Below are 14580 nucleotides of genomic sequence, written 5' to 3'. Positions count from 1 at the left end.
CATGTTCAATCCCGACCGTCTGACCCTTGCCCGCCTCCGTGCGGGCCTTTCCAAAACAGAACTTGCCACGCAGGCGGGGGTCAGTGTGCGCACCATTACCAACTACGAGACAGGCCAACAACAGCCTGAGGGGGCTACCTTGCTGGCGCTGGCACGCATCCTGCGTTTCCCGCCGGAATACTTCGACAAAGAAAATGCCCCGGTGATTGACAAGGCCGACCGCGACAAAATCAGTTTCCGTGCGAGAAGCAAGATGACAAGAGGGCAAACGGATACTGCCGTCGCTTCCATGCATATGGGCGCGGAGATCCGGGACTGGTTGAATGACCGGTTGGCCCTGCCCGCTGTGGATATTCCGGATTATGCCGATTGTGACCCGGAAACCGCTGCTGCCTGTCTGCGGCAAGCGTGGGGCTTGGGACAGATGCCGATTGCCCATTTGCTGGATGTGGTGGAAAGCCACGGCGTGATGGTGTTTTCTCTTGCCATGGATACCGCCGTGGTCGATGCCTTTTCCGTCTGGCATAACGGCTTGCCGATGATTTTCCTGAACCGGCAAAAGACCGCCGAGCGCTGCCGTTTCGACCTCGCTCACGAACTGGGGCATTTATTGCTGCATACGCGCGGCAAGCCGCAAGGGCGGGAAGCGGAGCAGGAAGCCGACCAGTTTGCCTCGGCATTGCTTATGCCGCGCGATGCTATGCTGGCGGAACCTGTCGGGGCAGGTACGCTGGACAGACTGGTCATCATCAAGCAGCGCTGGCGGGTATCGGCTGCCGCGCTCAATTACCGCCTGCACAAGCTGGGGCGCATCAGCGAATGGATGTACCGCAGCAACTGCATCACCCTGGCACAGATGGGACGCAATACGGAACCGCAGCCCGGTCTGCCGTTTGAAGCATCGCAACTGTGGCACAAAATCTTTGCCGCCCTGCAACAACTAGGTCCCGGACGGAGCGGCATGGCGCGGGATTTGCAATACGGCTTGCCACGCTTGCTGGAATTAACCTTCGGCCCGGAGGTGCTTGATGGTGGTGGAGCCGGGGGCACACCGCCGCAGACGGCAACACCGTCACTGCGGATTCTCAAATAGCCGCTTCCCGGCAGCCCCCTATAAGCTCCTCCCACGCCCGTAAAGGGCAAAGCGCGGCAGGACTACCACCCCGCTTCTTTTAAACAAAATTAAATGGATTTAAACGGGTTTTAAACGCCATCACGATAGCTATACGCGGCAGGCTTGAAGCGCGCCCCCCGCAGGAATAGGATTGATGCGGGAGGGGAAGACACCCCTGCCGGCAGGATTGCACACCGCATAGCACGTTGTGCGCGATCCTGAGTGTTGAAACAAACAAACGCCAATCCCACCGCAATCCTACTGACACCCGCCAGCCAGCCCCGCCCCCGTGCGGGGCTTATGCTTGGCCCATGAACAAGATTGCCCTCTACACGGCGGCGCTTGCCGCCAACTCCGATACGCCCGACACCATCCAGCTTTTCCCCGCCGGTAATTTCCGTGCGGGGGACGGTCGCCCTACGGACGCGCCGCACTGGCAGATGGACGCGGCGACCGCCGCCCGCCTCAATGCCGTGCTGGCCGCGCGCAAGACGCGCCTGCTGGTGGATTACGAGCATCAAACCCTCTACGCCCGCACGAATGGCCGCCCCAACCCCGCCGCCGGCTGGATTGAGGCGCTCGAATGGCAGGAGGGCAAAGGGCTCTATGCCCGCGTGCAGTGGACGGCTGCCGCCAAAGCGGCGATTGCCGCCGGTGAGTACCGCTACATCAGCCCGATGTTTGAGTACGACGCCTCCGGCGCCATCCTCAGCCTGTTGCCCGCCGCGCTCACCAACACCCCGGCACTTGACGGCATGGATGCGGTCACCCTGGCCGCTGCCCTGTCGCTGTTTGCCACCCCCGATGAATCCCCAAAACCCGAAGAGAAAGATGACATGAACGAACTGGAGAAACTCTATGCCCTGCTTGGTCTCACTTTTGACAAGGACAAGGCGTCACTGACCGCCGCTCTCGCCGCGCTGACCGAACAGCTTGGCGGGCAGACAACGCTAAAAGCTGCGCTCTCCGCGCCGCCGGACGCCGGCAAATATGTGTCCGTTGACGTGATGAGCGGGCTGCAAAAGCAGGTCGCCGATTTGCAGGCGCAATTAACGGCACGCACTCAGGCCGACAACGCCGCGCTGGTCACCGCCGCACTTGCCGATGGGCGGCTGTTGCCCGCGCAAAAAGACTGGGCGGAGAGCCTGGCGAAAAGCAACCCACAAGCGCTCACCGACTATCTCGCCACCGTCAAGCCACTGGCGGCACTGACCAAGACGCAGACCGACGGCAAGGCACCACCGGAAGCCGGGAAAGTCGCGGCACTCTCGGCGGAAGAAACCGCTGCCGCAAAAATGCTGGGTATGACCGCCGAAGAGTATCAGACCGCTGTTAAAGGCGAAGCAAAAGAGGATAAAAAATGAATAAAACCGAAATTCTGAAAGCACTCACCGCCGCTTTTCGCAAAGAGTTTGCCGATGGGCTGAAGCACCGCGAGCCCAGCTGGAACAAGGTGGCGATGCGCATCCCGTCCACCACCCGCACCAACACTTACGGCTGGCTTGGCGCCTTTCCACAGATGCGCGAATGGGTCGGCTCGCGATTGATTAAAAAAATGGCAACACAGGTGATGGCCATTGAGAACAAAACCTTTGAAACCACCGTCAGCATCGCCCGCGCAGACATTGAAGATGACCAGGTCGGCATCTACCGCCCCGTTATGAAACAGGCGGGGGTGGCCGCCGCCGAGCTGCCGGACACCTCGTCTGGACGCTACTCGGCAAGGGCAAGACCACCCTTTGCTACGACGGGCAAAACTTTTTCGATACCGACCACGTCTGGTATGCAAACGAAGACGGCACCGGCACGCCGACGACGATGAGCAACCTCACCACCGGCACCGACAATGACGCGCCGAACTGGTACGTCATCGACACCACCAACGTGGTGATGCCGCTGATTTACCAAGAGCGCACCCGCCCAGAATTTGAAGAAAAGTTTGACCCGAGCAAATCGGACAAGGTCTTTTTGGAGGATCTCTACCTCTACGGCGTGCGCGCTCGTGGCAATGCCGGCTTTGGCTTGTGGCAACTCGCGCACATGACCGAGAAAACCAAGTTGAACAAAGAGGCGTTGGCCAAAGTGGTCGCAACCATGAAAACCATTAAGACCGACGGCGGCAAGACGCTCGCCATCCGTCCCTCGCTGCTGGTGGTGCCGCCCGCCCTCGAAGAAACCGCGCGCGAGCTGCTGGAGCAAACCATCCAGAACGGCACGACAAACATATGGGCGGGGCGTCTCAGCCTGCACGTCGAGCCGCTGTTGGCGTAAGGAGGGCATATGGCAAAACGCAACGACACGCAGGACGCCGATGATGACCTCACAACCGAAATCACGGCAAGCGCGGAGACGCCGGCAGAAAACACGGACACACCCACGGAAAACCCGACGGAAACGCTATCCGCAGGTGCGGAGAGCTCGGCTGCGCCCACTGAAAACGAGGATATGTCCGCCGCAGACACGGCGGAACATCCGGCAGACGGTACCCCCGTCATCCTGGACTACGCACCAGAAGACGTGATGCAGGAGACGCTTCTCGCGGTGAAGAGCCGTCATGGCGCGCCTTACCGTCGCTGCGGCCTGCTGTTTGGCTCTGCCTTTGTCATCGTGGCACGTGCCCAGCTGCCGGATGACGGCGCCTGGGCACGGCTTGCCGCCGATGTGCATCTGGAGGTGCGCGCGGTAGTGGCAGGAGAGGCGGCATGAGTTACGCCACCCCCGCCGACATGCTCGCCCGCTACGGCGAGGCGACGATGGTCGGCCTCTCGGATCTAACCCGGCGCGGCGAGATGGTGGAGGCGACGGTGCAACTGGCACTGGATGACGCCACTGCCGAGATTGACGGCTATCTCAACCGCTACCGCCGTCCCTTTGCGACCGTGCCACGCATCCTCACCGTCTATTGCTGCGACATCGCCCGCTACCGTCTTGCTACCGGATTGCGTCAGCTGACCGATGACATCCAAGCCCGCTATGACGCCGCTATCGGCTATTTAAAGCTGGTGGCACGCGGGCAGGCGGGGATTTCGGGGCTGCCGCTGGCGGGTGAGGTGGACACGGTCGGCGCGGTGGTGATGCAGACGCCGCCAGACAAGGTATTCGGTCGTGATAAACCTTGTTGAGGCCGCCATCATCCGCCGCCTGAGCCTCGGCCTCGGCGAGCTGGTCGCGGGGGTCCACAGCTACGGCGGCGAGATGGACGACGAGGGGATATTTCAGGTAGCGGTGCAACTACCCGCTGCCTGGGTCGCCTTTGGCGGCTGCAAAAGCGAGACCTTTTCGACGGCGCGCAACAAGGACAAAGTCTTTGCCGATTTTGCCGTCATCGTCGCCGCAACCGCTGCGCGCAGCGAGGCGGCAAGCCGTCATGGTGGCACCAGCCATTGGGAGATTGGCAGTTATGACCTCGTCTATGGCGTGCGTCGTCTGCTGTCACGGCAGGACTTTGGCCTCGCCATCGACCCGCTCACGCCCAAGGCGGTGCGACCACTCTTTACCCCGCAACGCGAGGTGGGGCGGGCCCTGTCGGTACTCGCCTGCGAATTTACCACGCATTGGATCGAGACCGCCTTGCCGCATGGTGCCTGGCCGGAGGTGGACAACGGCCAGGCGGTGGACGCTGCCGATAACATCCTGCTGCGCTATCGCGGGCAAACCCAAGGCGCAACATGGCTGGAGGCCGTTGGTACCCACCTGCACCGCCCCGCTGCCGACAGCGAGAAACGTATGCCAACCCATATCAACCTGAGGAAACCATGAACAACACCATCTGGATTAAAGCGGCGCCGGGGCTATCCCTGCCGCAGGAGTACGCACCGCAGCGTCTGATTGACGACAAGCGCGCGGTCGAAGTCGAGGACAGCACCTATTACCGTCGTGCGCTGGCCGACGGCGACATCATCCGCACCGAGGCGCCACGCACCGCCACTGCGAAGGAGGCCGACAATGGCAAGTCCTAATTTCAGCTTTGAGCAAATCCTCTCCAGCACCCGCAAGCCAGGGCAATACCTCGAATGGAATACCAAGCTGGCATTGCGCAACCTGCCGACCAACCGGCAAAAGGTGCTGCTGCTGGCCGCGCACACCGCGAGCCTCGGCGCGCTGACCGAACTGACCGAAGTGGTCAGCGAGGATGCCATCGCCAACCGCTACGGCGCGGGCAGCCAGGCGCATTTGATGGTGCGCGCCGCGCTCACCGCCTACGCCAATGCGGCGCTGTCGCTGATTACTATCGCCGACCATAGTGCCGGGGTTGCCGCCAAAGGCAGCCTGGTCATCAGTGGCACGGCAACCAGTGATGGCATCCTACGCATCATCCTTGGCGCCGCCGATACGTTGCTGGTCGCCGTTAATCGCGACGACACCGCCAAGACCGTCGCCGAGGCTGCCGCCAAGGCCATCAACGATAACACCAGCCTGCCGGTGACGGCAGCCGCCAATGACGCCACCATCAACATCAGTGCCAAAAACAAGGGCACCGAGGGCAACAGCATCACGCTCGCCGCCACGGTCAGCGCCGCCGGGATTGGCGTGCAGGCAACTACTCTCAGCGGTGGCGACGGCGACCCCGACATTGCGCCGGCGCTCTCGGCGGTGGCCGCCGAGGGGCATGACATCATCGTCTGCGGCTTTAACGGCGAGGAGAACTTGCTCAAGCTGCGCCGCCACCTCGAAACCGTCGCCAATCCCTATGAAAAACGCTGGGCGATTGGCATTTACGGGCACAGCGGCAGCCTCGCCCAGGCAACGACGCTGGCGAAAAAGCTCAATAACGGTTTTATGTTGTGTGCCTGGTATCGCGGTACACCGTCGCTGCCATCGGCACTCGCCGCCGCCTACGGGGTAGTGATGGCGAGCGAAGAAGACCCCGCACGCCCGCTGAACACACTGGCGCTGCCCGGCATCGCCGTCTGCGCTTCCAAAGACAAGACCCTGCGTAGCGAACAGGAGTCGGCGCTGTACAACGGCGTCGCGCCGGTGGAGACGGGCGCGGACGGCACCACCGCGCGCATTGTGCGCGCCATCACGACCTACGTCGTATCAAGTAACGGCACCGCCGACGAGAGCCTGCTGGATGTCACTACGGTGCGTACCCTGATTTACGTCAGCCGCGCCGTCACCCAGCGCATCGCCCTGCGCTTCCCGCGCGAAAAATTGAACGACAAGACGGCGCAGCGGGTCAGAAGCGAATTGATTGACGTGCTGATGCGCTGCGAGGAGCTCGAAATCCTCGAACACGTCGAGGCCAACCTCGACAAGCTGCTGGTTGAGCGCGACAGCCAGAATCCGGGGATGCTCGACGCCCGCATCCCGGCAGACGTGGTCAACGGCCTGCACGTCTTCGCGGCGGTTGTGGATTTGTATCTGTAAGGAGGAAACATGAGCGTGGAATACGTGGGCAGCGTCACCCTGTATGTGGACGGACGCGAGATCGAATGCACCAAGATTGACGTCAAAGACAGTACCGGGCGCAAACAGGTCAAGACCATGAACCGTACCTACCGCGTCAAGGGCTTTACCCGTGGCGTCGGCGAGTACAGCGTGACCGTGTCGGCGGTCATCCCGACCGACGGTACCGCCATCGACTGGGGCGGCATCTCGGATGCGAAGATCACCCTCGTGCCGGATGTGGCCGGCGCAAAAAGCGAGAGCTATCTCGGCTTTTGCACGACCGAGGTCGGCGCGAGCTACACCGTGGACAACGAGGCCGTGATTGATATCACCGGCTTCGCCATCCGCCGCGTTATCGAATGATTGTTGAGAGAGAGAGGCTTGCCCCCGCAAGGGGGCTTTTTTAAAGCAGATTTAACGGGGTTTTTATGTACGACGAAAAAGACTTAGAGGCAGACATCAAGCGCTTTGCGGTGGAAGTTGCCGATGACGGACGCAGCGCCAGTGGTCGCCTGCTTTTCGGCGCGGATGTGGACGGCACGCTGCATTATGACTTTGCCTTGCGTCTGCCGACGCTGGCCGACCAGATGGCGGCGGAGGAGCGTGGACTGGCACCACTGGCACAATCCATCTATCTGACGCTTGCCAGCATCACCCGTCTCGGCTCGCTGACAGAGGTGCCGGATTACGAGGTGCTGCGCGCGAGCATCGCTGCCCCGGATTTTGATGCGCTCTACGCAGCGAGTGCCGCGTTGAAAAAAAAGCGGCTGAGTTTGTCCGACGCGGCAACCTCTGGCGCCGCCTGATTATGCGTCTGCTTGCCGCCGGCCTGCCTTATGACAGGGTCATCGCGATGAGCAGAGACGAGGCGCTGGCGTGGCTGGCCGCACTCACCCCACAAGAGAGCAGCGACAGCAGCGGCGGACGCACCATCATTGCCAAGAGACGGAGTCAGCATGGCGGGGAGTAACATCATCCAGCTCGCGATCCAGTTGCGCGACCAGGCCTCGGCGGCACTCGCCCGTCTGACCGGCCAGACCTCGCGCGCCAACAATAACTTTAACCGCGACCTGCAACGGCGCGGCCAGGCGTCGCGGGCGATGGCGCAGCTTGGTATTAGAGGCGAGCGGCAAATCCAGGCGGAAATCCGCGCCAGTGAGCGGGCGCTGCTCAATCTGCGCCGCAGCGGTATTGCCACGCAAAACGAGCTGGCGCGCGCCACGGAGCGGCACCGCTCGCGGGTGCGCGAGCTCAACGCGGAGATGCGCGGCACCAGCAAAGTAGCGGCCGCGATGCGCGGCATGGCCGCTATTGGCGCCGGCATTACCGCCGGCGTGGCGACACTAAAAAGCCCGATAGACCGCACCTGGGCGTTTGACAAGCAGCTTACCTACCTCGCCAACACCATGTACGAGGGCGGCTCTATTGCCGAAAAAACGACGGGTATTGCCACGATTAACGAGACCATCCGCAAGGCGGTGGCTTCCTCCGGCGGCTCGCGTGAGGACGCAGTGGCGGCGCTTGCCGCGATGGTGTCTTCCGGCGCGGTCAACGCCCAAGACGCGCAAACGGTGCTGCCGTCGCTGATGGCCGCCTCGAGCGCTTCTGGCGCAACCGCCGAAGAGGTGGCAACGGTCACGGTCAAGGCGCTGCAAAACGGCTTCAAGCTGGACGACATCCCGGAGTTGCTCGACCGCGCCGTCAAATCCGGCAAGGACGGCGGCTTTGAGTTTCGCGACATGGCACGTTGGTTGCCGCAACTGCTTGCGCAAGGGCAGGCAGTCGGTATGGCGGGTGACAAGGACAAATTCTCGCAAATCCTGTCGGGGGCACAGATTGCCTTTACCGCCGCCGGTAGCGCCGACGAGGCGGGCAACAACCTCGCCAATCTCCTCACCAAAGTCATCAGTGAGGACACCAAAAACAAGGCCAAAAACATCACCATCAACGGGCGCGAGGGCTTTGATTATTACAAAAGCCTTGACCGCCGCATGGCGAAGGGCATGAGCTCGATGGAGGCTTTTGTCGACATCACCCGCGAAGTGGCCGCGAAGGACAAAAAGAGCCAACAGCTCATGAAAGAGCTGGCGAAAGCGGGCAACACCGAAGAGGCGATTGCCATCCTTGAATCGCGCAAGCAGCTGTTTGAGGGCGCGGCGGTGTCGCAACTGGTTTCCGACCGGCAAGCCTTCGCCGCCCTTATCCCGATCATGAAAAACCCGCAGATGATGCGGGACTTGATGGAGGGACAAAAAAACGCGAAGGGAACGATTGCCCAGGACAATGCCTTTATCCTCCAGCGCGGCTGGGCGCAAGCGGAACGCGCCAAAGCACTGGCCGCAGACGCGGAATACCGTGCCATGAGTCCCGCCGCTGAAAAAGTCGGCGCGGCGGCAGGCAAGGCCGCCGATGCTGCCGCCGACAATCCGGAGTGGGCAGCGGCCCTCTCCGGCGCCGTCACCGCCCTGAAAGCGCTGGCGGCAGCGGCCGGTGCGGCCGGACTGGCGACGATTGCCTTTGGCGGCGGTCTCGGCGGTCTTGGTACTGCCATACGAGGCCTTGCCACGGCGGTTGGTAAGGCCAGTGGCGCGCTGGGCGTCTTTGCCGCCGGTCTCGGCGGATGGTCCTACGGTACACAGGTCTATAACAATCTGGACGAGTCCGCCTCCGGACGCGAGTACGCCGACGCCATCGGCGAGGTCGGCACACGGGTGATGGCAACACTTGGTTCGGATTTTGCCCAGGATGCCATTGCACGGCGCGAAGCGGATGGCACGGCGCGCAGCACGGGCTTTTGGTCGGGGTTGTACGACGTCATCGGCGAGGGTGTCGGTCGGGCAATGGCGGCAATGGGTAACGACAATGCCCAAGGTTATCTTGAGATTAACGAGCAGCGCGCGGCGATGATTGCCGCCGAGGAGGCAGAGGCGGCGCGGGTGATGCGCGTCGCGGTGGACAAGCACGCCACCACGCAGGCGACTCAGGCGCGTGATATGGATGCGGCGGCACAGCGGATGCAGGCGGCAGCGGCAACGATGGAGCGTGCCGCCAGCCAGGCGCAGCGCGTCGAGGTATCCGTGCAAAACGGCAATATTGTCGCGGCGCAGCAAGAGGCTGCCGCCCGCGACGCACGAAGAAATTAAGGAGCAAGCATGAGCTGGCGCGACACTTTGCTGGATGCCTCCTACAAGGGGGTGCGTTTTGACGTGACGGACGACAATCTCGACGGCGGCCACGCCCTCAACGAGCACGCCTATCCTTATGTGGCAGGCAGTGATATTGAGGACATGGGCGCAGACGGTCTCTCCATCCGCCTCACCGCGTTGCTATGGGGCGACGATTATGAGCGCCGCCTGCAAACGCTGCTCAATGTGCTGCGCGAGCGCGGCGCGGGCGAGCTGGTGCATCCGGTGTACGGCAGTGTGCCGGATTGCGTGGTAGAGGGTTACAGCGCAAGCCATGACCCCGACCGTCCCGACAGCTGCGAGGTGACGATGACCTTCCGCCCGGCGACCGCTGCCGCGCCGTTTTTTGACCGCGAGCTGCCGGAGGCACTGGCCGACGGACTCGACGCGCTGGCAGAGCTGGCGCAGTTTACGGGTTTGCAGGCGTTTACCGAGGCGCTGGCGCGGCTGGATGTGGTGCGAGGCCGGGTGCAGGCGCTCACCCGCGCCGTCAATCATGTGCTGGTCACGCTGGCGCAGCAGGCAGGTGCATTGTGGCAGGGTGCGGTTGACCTCGCCCGCAGTCCGCGTCATTTTTTCGACGAGACGCGCGCCGTGGTCGGCCTACTCTTTGCCCGCCACGACAAGGACAATGGCATCAGCGGTTGGCAGGCGGTGTTACGCAGCGCCGACAGCGCGGTGCAGAGCGTGCCGTCCCTGCTCGCCACCGACGAGGCACGCCCGGACGCCTCCGCCACCGTGGCGGTGACCGCCGCCGTGGCGCTGATCGTGCATTGTGAGCTCGCCGCCGAGGCAGCCGACCGCCTTGCCGTCGAGGCGCAGTCGCCACAGATGACTCCCGCCGAGGTGGCGCAAATCGCCTCCGCCACCCGCGAACGCCTGCAACGCAGTCTCACCGTGGCACGCGGGCAGGCACTCGCCGACGTCTTGCCGAAGGGGCAGCAGGCGGAGATGCAGCGGCGTTTGACGGCCATCCTCGCCGGCAATGACAGCATTGAGGTGTACGACGACCGCTGGCGCCCGCAGGCAGATTATCTCGCCGCCACCGCCGCACTCGCCGATGCCCTGCGCACGATGGCGCAACAGGTGCAGCGGCAGGCATTGGCGGTGATTGTCCTGCGTCCGCCGCTGATCCGCCGCCGCGTCGAGGCCGACGGCAATCTGCACCTGCTGGCACACCGCTGGTACGGCGATTACCGCCGCGCCGGCGAGTTGCTGCGCCTCAATCCGCAGCTGCGTTTGCCCTGCTTTGTGCTACGCGGGGAGGTGCTGTATGCCTATGCGCGATGAGCGGGTCAGCCTCGCCATCGGCGGCAAGGCACACGACGGCTGGACGGACTACGAGATTGATTCCGACCTGCTTGTCCCCGCCGATGATTTTCGCGTCAGCCTGGCGTTTCCGGCAGAGGGGATTCCGGAGGTGGTGGCGCCCGGTGCGGCGGTGACGGTACGCGTCGGTGATGATGTGGTGCTCACCGGCCAGATTGACCAGGTCAACACCGAGACCGCCAAAGACGGCAAGCAGCTGACGCTACAAGGCCGCGACGGCGCGGCGGTGCTGCTCGACTGCTCCTGCCCGCTTTTTGACGCCCTTGATATGGACGTGGCGGCGATTGCCGAACGCATCGTCAAGCCGCTGGGCATCAGCAACATCCGCATCGCGGCTGAATCCGCCGGCAAAAAGAGCAAGGTGCAAATTGAGCCCGGACAGCGCGCCTGGGACGCCCTCACCGCTTACGCCGAGGCTAATGGCGTGTGGTCGTGGTTTACCCCGGACGGCACGCTGGTCATTGGCGGCCCCGATTACAGCACGCCGCCGGTTGCCGATCTGCTGCTGCGCCGCGACGGGCGCAACAACAATGTCCTTACCCTCAACATCCAGCGCGACATCAGCGCCCGCTACTCCGAGATTACGGTGCTGGGGCAGAGCCACAAGGGCGCGCGCGGCATCAAGGCGGTGGCGCGCGACAGCGAGGTCGGCAATCACCGCCCGCTGGTGGTGGTAGACGGCGAGGTGGACAGTCAGGCACAGGCGGAGCGGCGCGCACGCAAGCTGCTTGCCGACAGCCGTCTGGCGGGGTTGTCCATCACCGCGACGGTGCAGGGACACCGCACCGATGACGGCACCTTATGGACGCCCGGGCAGCGCTTGCGGCTGGTGTCCGAGCCGGACGGCATCGACGGCATCTATTTTCTGATGGGGCGCACCCTGCGCGGCGGGCGCAATCAGCCCACCGTCACCGAGTTGCGCCTCAAAGAGGACGGCGCCTGGGTGCTGGACGCCAATCCGCCCAAAGGTGATAAAGGCGGCGGACGCAAAAAGAAACGCCATAAAAAGAAGGCCAATGAAGCCTTGCAGGTCATTTAAGGCAGAGTTAAACGGGGGCTATATGGACAGCAAACAGGTGGACAGTCGCATCCGGCGCGCCCTGGACAGTGTGCGTCGTGCTTTTCGCGGCGCGGTGGCGCAGGTGGACAGCGGCGCAGCAGTGCAGCGCATCCAGATTGAGGGGTTGGCCGGCGAGACGGTGCAGGCACTGGAGCACGGCGAGCCGTGGGGATTGACCGCCAATCCGCCCGCCGGTTGCGATTGTTTTGTCCTGCCGCTGGGTGGCGCGACCAGTCATGGTGTGGTGATTGCCGTCGCTGGCGGCGGCGCACGGGTAATAGGCCTCAAAAGCGGCGAGGTGGCGCTATACAGCGCGCACGGTAGCACCATCGTGTTGCGTGAGGGCAATGTGGTCGAGATTACCGCGCAGACAGTCAAAATCAGCGGCGATGTGGAGGTCGGCGGTGATGTGACTGCCTCCGGTGTGTCGCTGGTGCATCACACCCACGGCGGCGTCAAGGGCGGCAGCGACAACACACAGCCGCCTCACTGACCTCTGCCAGGCGGCCGCGCGCGCCACGCCCGCCGATAATGGCGCAATGGACGCCAAACTCAATCCGCGCACCGGCAGCTATATTGCTAACGGCCGCTGCGCCGACATCAGCAACGAAATTTACATCCGCCTGCTCACGCCGCTGGGCTCGTGGTGGGCCGACCCGTCTTTGGGCTCACGCCTGCACGAGTTGCAGCGCGAGAAAGACCTGCCACGCGTGATGGTGCTGGCACGGCAATATGCCGAGCAGGCCTTGGACCCCGTCATCAAAGGTGGGCGGGCGCGCCGTATCGCTGTTGCGGTCAGCCGCCCCGCGCGTGGCTGGCTGCTGCTCGCGATTGCGGCGGAGGATAACGGTGGCGTCGTCACCCATCTCAATCTGCGGGTGGTCTTATGAGCATCGCGAAAAATTTTGTGGAGGTGCGCGACGCCTATTTGCGCGACCTCGCCAATCAGGACAGTACCGCGCACACCCACGCCGGCAGCGACAATTTTGTCCGCGCCAGTGCCTTTGCCGCCGTCGCCGAGGGGCTGTATCAGCATCAGGCATGGTTACTCAAACAGTCGTTTGCGGACAGCGCCGACAGTGATTATCTCGAGATGCACGCCGTGCAGTACGGTATCTACCGCAAGGCGGCGGCCGCCGCCGGTGGTTCTGTCACCCTGCGCGGTCGTGATGGCAGCGTCATCCCTGCCGCTACCACATTTACGCTGGGCGAGGTGCGCTATCAAACCGACAGCGCCGTCACTATCAGCGGTGGCAGCGCCACGGTGCTGGCGCATGCCGTCCGTCCCGGTATTGCCGGCAACAGCGAGCGGGGTGGTGAGGGACGGTTGGTATCGCCACCGTCCGGCGTTGAGGCAGCGGTTACGGTCGGCGCCATGCAGGGCGGTAGTGATGCTGAGGATGACACCGCATTGCTGGCACGTTATCTCGACCGTCTCCGCTATCCACCGGCAGGCGGCAATGCCCGCGATTTTCGTCGCTGGTGCTTAGAGGTCGAGGGGGTGGCAGATGCGATGATTTTCCCGCTGCGGCGCGGCAATGGCTTTGTGGACGCGGTGATTTTGGGTGCTGAGGGACTACCCTCAGCGCAGACGCTGGCCGCTGTGCAGGCCTATGTAGACGAGCGCCGCCCGGTGACGCGGAAAAACGGCTTCTTGGCGCTGGCGCCAACGGTGCAAACGGTGGATGTGTCGCTGCGCCTCGCCCTCGTGGCGGGCAGCGACCGCGCCACGGTACACGCGGCGGTGACCGCCGCCGTCCGGGGCTATTTCGCAGGCTTGCGCCCCGGCGAGGATGTGGTGCGCTCCCAGCTGGAGGCTGTCATCTCTGGTGTTGCCGGGGTACGTGACCGCGCCGTTGTCTCTCCCGCCGCCAATGTCAGCGCCACCGTGACCGCCAGTGCCGTGCCGTGGCTGCGCCTCGGACAGCTGCAAATCGGGGATATGTGATGGATTACCACGACCTGCTTGCCGCCCTGCTGCCGCCGGTCAGCTATCAGCCGCAGGCGGCCGCCGTCTTTGCGCCGGCAGCAGCAGCGTTTACCCGCATCGAGAGCCGCGCCGGTGCGCTGGCTTTGGCTCCCTTTGCCCGCGCTGATAATGATTTTTTGGCGCGCTGGGAGGCAGTGCTGGGGATTGCTCCCGTCGGCAATATGCAGCTGCGCGCCGCCACCGTCCTCGCCCGTCTCAATGCCACCGGTGGTCTCAGCATCGCTTATTTCAAGCGCCTGGCCGCCGCGCAGGGTTTTTCGGTGGACATTCAGGAGCTGGATAGCTTCCGCGCGGGCGTTGGGCGCGCTGGTGAGCGTCTCAACGGCGAGGATGCGGTGTGGACGTGGGTCATCCGCGTTTCCGGGCAGGCGGTACGCCGTACCCGTTTCCGCGCCGGGGTCTCGCGTGCGGGCGACCGCCTCTCCGAGTACGGCACGCCGCAGATTGAGGATATTTTTCAAGAGCTCAAACCGGCGTGGACGACGGCGATTTTTCAATACGAGGATTAAGC

General features: G+C 63.4%; 16 protein-coding genes and 1 pseudogene. All 17 read left to right on the top strand.

The genetic code is table 11. The features are described 5' to 3' along the window. The first annotated feature begins 1 nt into the window (after nt 1). Nucleotides 2-1093 carry an ImmA/IrrE family metallo-endopeptidase gene (locus LG374_RS05260; RefSeq protein WP_225756699.1) on the top strand — a complete coding sequence of 364 codons (1092 nt, stop codon included), beginning with the start codon at nt 2-4 and terminating at the stop codon, nt 1091-1093. Between the two features lie 332 nt (nt 1094-1425). Further along, a complete protein-coding gene (locus LG374_RS05255) occupies nt 1426-2478 on the top strand; it encodes a phage protease (protein ID WP_225756698.1) in 1053 nt (350 codons plus the stop codon). Beyond that, a pseudogene (locus LG374_RS12515) lies at nt 2475-3385 on the top strand (Mu-like prophage major head subunit gpT family protein). Before LG374_RS05255 ends, LG374_RS12515 begins: the two are co-directional and overlap by 4 nt. Before the next feature lie 9 nt (nt 3386-3394). Then, the gene (locus LG374_RS05245) at nt 3395-3820 is read left to right on the top strand and encodes a hypothetical protein (protein ID WP_115612661.1); all 426 of its coding nucleotides are present in this window, start codon (nt 3395-3397) and stop codon (nt 3818-3820) included. After that, a complete protein-coding gene (locus tag LG374_RS05240) occupies nt 3817-4236 on the top strand; it encodes a gp436 family protein (protein ID WP_115612660.1) in 420 nt (139 codons plus the stop codon). The genes LG374_RS05245 and LG374_RS05240 overlap by 4 nt, the downstream gene beginning before the upstream one ends. Then, nucleotides 4220-4873 (top strand): phage protein Gp37, encoded by a 654-nt coding sequence (locus LG374_RS05235; RefSeq protein ID WP_225756697.1) that lies wholly within the window; start codon nt 4220-4222, stop codon nt 4871-4873. The genes LG374_RS05240 and LG374_RS05235 overlap by 17 nt, the downstream gene beginning before the upstream one ends. Further along, nucleotides 4870-5073: a DUF2635 domain-containing protein gene (locus LG374_RS05230; protein WP_225756696.1), complete on the top strand. Its 204-nt coding sequence runs from the start codon at nt 4870-4872 to the stop codon at nt 5071-5073. The genes LG374_RS05235 and LG374_RS05230 overlap by 4 nt, the downstream gene beginning before the upstream one ends. After that, nucleotides 5060-6484: a phage tail sheath C-terminal domain-containing protein gene (locus tag LG374_RS05225; protein WP_225756695.1), complete on the top strand. Its 1425-nt coding sequence runs from the start codon at nt 5060-5062 to the stop codon at nt 6482-6484. Before LG374_RS05230 ends, LG374_RS05225 begins: the two co-directional genes overlap by 14 nt. 9 nt (nt 6485-6493) lie before the next feature. Next, nucleotides 6494-6868, top strand: coding sequence for a phage tail protein (locus tag LG374_RS05220; RefSeq protein ID WP_115612657.1), 375 nt, complete (start codon nt 6494-6496; stop codon nt 6866-6868). Between the two features lie 65 nt (nt 6869-6933). After that, a complete protein-coding gene (locus LG374_RS05215) occupies nt 6934-7311 on the top strand; it encodes a hypothetical protein (RefSeq protein ID WP_006984827.1) in 378 nt (125 codons plus the stop codon). A gap of 150 nt (nt 7312-7461) precedes the next feature. Beyond that, entirely contained in the window at nt 7462-9648 is a 2187-nt protein-coding gene (locus LG374_RS05210) for a phage tail tape measure protein (RefSeq protein ID WP_225756694.1), read from the top strand. Between the two features lie 9 nt (nt 9649-9657). Continuing rightward, nucleotides 9658-10980, top strand: a complete 1323-nt coding sequence (locus LG374_RS05205; protein WP_225756693.1) for a DNA circularization protein — start codon at nt 9658-9660, stop codon at nt 10978-10980. Beyond that, nucleotides 10964-12058, top strand: a complete 1095-nt coding sequence (locus LG374_RS05200) for a phage baseplate assembly protein (protein ID WP_225756692.1) — start codon at nt 10964-10966, stop codon at nt 12056-12058. Before LG374_RS05205 ends, LG374_RS05200 begins: the two co-directional genes overlap by 17 nt. Nucleotides 12059-12080: 22 nt before the next feature. Then, the gene (locus LG374_RS05195; protein ID WP_225756691.1) at nt 12081-12572 is read left to right on the top strand and encodes a phage baseplate assembly protein V; all 492 of its coding nucleotides are present in this window, start codon (nt 12081-12083) and stop codon (nt 12570-12572) included. Between the two features lie 46 nt (nt 12573-12618). Beyond that, the gene (locus LG374_RS05190; protein ID WP_006984821.1) at nt 12619-12969 is read left to right on the top strand and encodes a phage GP46 family protein; all 351 of its coding nucleotides are present in this window, start codon (nt 12619-12621) and stop codon (nt 12967-12969) included. Continuing rightward, the gene (locus tag LG374_RS05185) at nt 12966-14027 is read left to right on the top strand and encodes a baseplate J/gp47 family protein (RefSeq protein WP_225756690.1); all 1062 of its coding nucleotides are present in this window, start codon (nt 12966-12968) and stop codon (nt 14025-14027) included. Before LG374_RS05190 ends, LG374_RS05185 begins: the two co-directional genes overlap by 4 nt. Further along, nucleotides 14027-14578 carry a putative phage tail protein gene (locus tag LG374_RS05180; RefSeq protein ID WP_225756689.1) on the top strand — a complete coding sequence of 184 codons (552 nt, stop codon included), beginning with the start codon at nt 14027-14029 and terminating at the stop codon, nt 14576-14578. The genes LG374_RS05185 and LG374_RS05180 overlap by 1 nt, the downstream gene beginning before the upstream one ends. Nucleotides 14579-14580: the final 2 nt, after the last annotated feature.

Origin of the sequence: Cardiobacterium sp. Marseille-Q4385 (genome assembly GCF_916618745.1) — a bacterium.
Taxonomy (GTDB): Bacteria; Pseudomonadota; Gammaproteobacteria; order Cardiobacteriales; family Cardiobacteriaceae; genus Cardiobacterium.
Note: the sequence above shows the minus strand (reverse complement) of the source record. Positions and strands in the feature narration are given on the sequence as shown.